The 3,307-nt window shown below is 56.2% G+C and carries 3 protein-coding genes; all 3 read right to left on the bottom strand.

Annotated elements, in window-relative coordinates; genetic code table 11:
• Positions 1–102 precede the first annotated feature (102 nt).
• The 3 genes from JKG68_RS31455 to JKG68_RS31465 all read right to left on the bottom strand — a co-directional run bounded on the left by JKG68_RS31455 (position 103) and on the right by JKG68_RS31465 (position 2,061).
• A complete protein-coding gene (locus JKG68_RS31455; RefSeq protein ID WP_202066278.1) occupies positions 103–285 on the bottom strand; it encodes a hypothetical protein in 183 nt (60 codons plus the stop codon).
• A gap of 245 nt (positions 286–530) precedes the next feature.
• Positions 531–1,286 (bottom strand): polysaccharide lyase family 20 protein, encoded by a 756-nt coding sequence (locus tag JKG68_RS31460; RefSeq protein WP_312891067.1) that lies wholly within the window; start codon positions 1,284–1,286, stop codon positions 531–533.
• A 532-nt stretch (positions 1,287–1,818) separates the two neighbouring features.
• Entirely contained in the window at positions 1,819–2,061 is a 243-nt protein-coding gene (locus JKG68_RS31465; RefSeq protein WP_202066282.1) for a PA2433 domain-containing protein, read from the bottom strand.
• Between the last annotated feature and the right edge of the window lie 1,246 nt (positions 2,062–3,307).

Consider the following 3,307-nt stretch of genomic DNA (forward strand, 5'->3'; position numbering starts at 1 on the left):
GTTCACCAAACTGAATCACACCCACTCCAGCCCGGGAAATCACGAACGAGTCAGACCTTCAGGGACTTGGTATTAGCGGTGGCTGGAGCGCTCCACCGTTGGCTAATCCACACTGTCAGGAAACCGGCCGCCATGGCGGGCCAGAAAGCGAGTAACTTCACGTTCAGCCCTTCGGCGATTGGTTTCGCCGATGGCATCAACGATCTGCAGAAAGATGTTGCGCTTGTGCTGCTTGGACGGCGCAGAATGGGCTTCGAAAGACAAACTGAGGGGCATAGCTGGCATCGGAGTTCTCCTCTGGCGTTGGGCCATCGATGCTTCCGAGCGCTTCCAATCTTATTGTTGAACTAAATTATAAGCCCCTATTTTGCCGAGCAGAAGATAGGTCAATGCATCTGACCTATGCGCCGACCACATGGAACACGCATCCTATGTCCATTCCTATGCAAATTGTGCGCGTCAAACGGGCAAAGCGTCTTAGAAATGTGCAACCAGATGATGCATACTCTGTCAGGTACATGATGAACAGGTCAGGGCTGCATAGGCTCTGATGCCGTCCTTGGAGCACTCCTCTTCGTCCTACTTTTGCGGACCGATCGGAACAGGGCCGCTTGAGCAGGCACATCTGATGAGCCATAGGCGCTTTTGTAGCGCGACAGAAAGGAACGATATACGCCGTACTTGAAGTAGATCGGGTTCGCGTATGTCGTATTAGGACCGACCACGTCAGCAGTGAGGCGCCCGTTGATATAAACCCGAATGAAACCATCTGCGGCCGTCGACCAGCGTGCATGAACACGGATGTCCTGCCAGCGTCCTCGAAGGCTGCGCTCACTGATTAATGGGAAATGTCCACGCTTAGTCTGATTGAGATCAAGGTAGTAGCTTGAGGCATTCGAGCCGTGTGGAATACCGTACTGAAACAGCACAGGCGGGCTTGTCACCCCTTTCTGGTGGAATTGGCCCAGAGCTGTCTTGGCCGGGTAGATATTCGGGAAGTCGTTTGGAAGGTAGAAGGAAAACTCATACCAGTACTCGTCTCCAACACGGCTCGATGCGTCGACTTCCCCCAATTCTGAGCGCTCTCGATCCCTGTAGCAGTCACGCGATGTGCAATCCCCAGGGCGCACCTCAAACCTCTGCACAGACCCTTTCCTGGATCCTGGGACTGTTGTGACGCCGTGTGGTCTATCACTCAGGCTGCGCCTGAAGGGAGAGAACTCCTCGGCTCTAACTGTCGCACTCGCAACGAGGAGCATGAGAACAGTCGGGAAAAGCTTCACCATCAGACCTCACGAGCGTTTGTTCGAGCGCCTGATCTAGTAGCGCAGCAGGTATGGAGACCATGCAGCCTCCCCGGGATTCTATTGCTGCGTAACACAATGAGCCAAATGCCTTGGGTGTATAGAACGCCATCCCTCACGGTCGCGACAAACAATTCAAAGCTAGGGGTACTTGTTTCTCAAACCCACAGTAAGGGGGTTTAGACGAGGGACGAGGAAGGCAGCGGGAGCGAAACCCAACCATAGAAGTCAACACGGAACCACAGAGGATATTCCTCGCCGGCCCAGGGTAAGCAGTCGTTAAGTTGATAAGCCTAAAGCAACCCCGTTCTAAGAGAGTGGCCTGCCATGAAGCGCCGCAAATTCGACGCTGAAGCCCGTGTGACTGCCGCCATCTTCACTGGGCAGGTTGTCATCTTCGCCATCGGTGTGTGGCGTTAAGCGCTCTAAGCCGAGCCTTGGTAGCAGGACATCGGTGTTTGCTGAGTGAGGAAGCGGGTCCACTGCACAGTGAAGCGGACCCGTAAGGATGATGTCAGATCTTGAGGATCTTTTTAGCTTGGTCGAGCAGCCTCTCTGACTCAGGATGGTTGCCGGCCTTGTGCAGATCCTCGCCTTGCTTGCGCAACTCCATGACCTTCTGCTTATCTGAGGCTGAGATCTGGGCGGTGGGCAGGGCCTTGTTGATCGCAGCCATATCGGCCGGGCAGTGCCGGGCGAAAGCTGGTGCTGCGGCGGCAAGGCTGAAGGCCAGGGTCAGGCTAATGGTGCGAAGCATGGTTCGTTCCTCCCGGTGGCAACGCGCTGAGAGCGGCATGGACTGGATGCATGCCCGTCCGATAGGTTCCCGGCAGCATGCCAAGGCGGATGCCGCTCTCACGGTACAGCTTACTCTTTGCCCAGACGATCGCCTAAAGCTCTTCGGAGGTGGTGCCTTGGGTGCTCGATAAACCGAGGGCATGGCGTGAGCAGGCATATGTCAGGTGCATTCTAGAGCGGGTCGCCCGAGAGGCTCAGAGCAAAGTCTCGGCCAAACCTCCAACCACGACAACGATCACAACACCAGCACTACGCTCAGCAGGTCGGAGTATGTTACTGATGGTGCCTCGCACAGCTAATCCAGCAGAGGCTCACATATGGCGTCGCCCTCCTCCGAGGGTTTGGCAACACCAATACCCCCTACGAGTGCTACGGTATGGTACCGCCTTCGTGTAAAGTTAGCCCAGCTGCTGAAAACAAGAAAACCACCAGCGCGCCGGCCTCGGGGAGGGGACCGATGACATCTGTTCATCCATTGGCTCCTGTCGGATTAGAACCGCGGGATAGCACCTACAATCTCTTTCGGAATAAGCTGCGCCCCAACATCATGTGTGCTGTGCCTGAACATTCTCCAGTCCCGACCTTTATCACCCCGCAGGATTGGACGTTTGATCAAGCCCTTCGCCCCGCCGATGAAACGCCGCCAGGCTTCTGCAACCGGGCAGCACAGACGGGAGTGCGATTCAACAGCTACTACCTATTCCAGACCACAGTGGCTGTTCAGTCCTCCAGCGTCGCCTAAGGAACGCGCAGTAAACAAAGAGGACCGTGCTTAATCTTTGTGTCAGACCCCCATACGATCTGTTCAGCCAGTGAATTCGGCAGGAGGCTCCGGCGCGTCCGGAGGCGGCGCGCTGGTTGCTTTACAGTACAATGCAGCCGGACTGGGTGAGCCCGGACGGAAGCCTCAGCGGGCCAGCGCCGAAGATGAGTTTTATGGCACCGCTCCGTGGGCGTAATGATGGCGGGGATTATAGGCTTCTTGTCAAAAACAATTTCAGCCGTTTCGCTCTCTCGGATGAGGTGAATCGAAGGACTGGGACAGTGTTGCTGCCATTCACCCGTCAGCCCCGGCGACTAGATCGGGTGCTCTCCGAAGGGGCTCAGGTGGCGGCGGCCGGATTGATAGCGTGCTCGGCCGCGTCAGAGTGGATCTGGTCGGTGTTCTCTTCCTCAATCAGGGTCTCCTGAATAAGCCCTTCGGC

It is taken from the genome of Microvirga aerilata, from assembly GCF_016743775.1.
Classification (GTDB): Bacteria; Pseudomonadota; Alphaproteobacteria; order Rhizobiales; family Beijerinckiaceae; genus Microvirga; species Microvirga aerilata.

Excerpts from the sequence above, each read along its gene's own strand:
- JKG68_RS31455 (WP_202066278.1), bottom strand. The coding sequence starts at position 285 with ATGCCAGCTATGCCCCTCAGTTTGTCTTTCGAAGCCCATTCTGCGCCG.
- JKG68_RS31460 (WP_312891067.1), bottom strand. The coding sequence starts at position 1,286 with ATGGTGAAGCTTTTCCCGACTGTTCTCATGCTCCTCGTTGCGAGTGCG.
- JKG68_RS31465 (WP_202066282.1), bottom strand. The coding sequence starts at position 2,061 with ATGCTTCGCACCATTAGCCTGACCCTGGCCTTCAGCCTTGCCGCCGCA.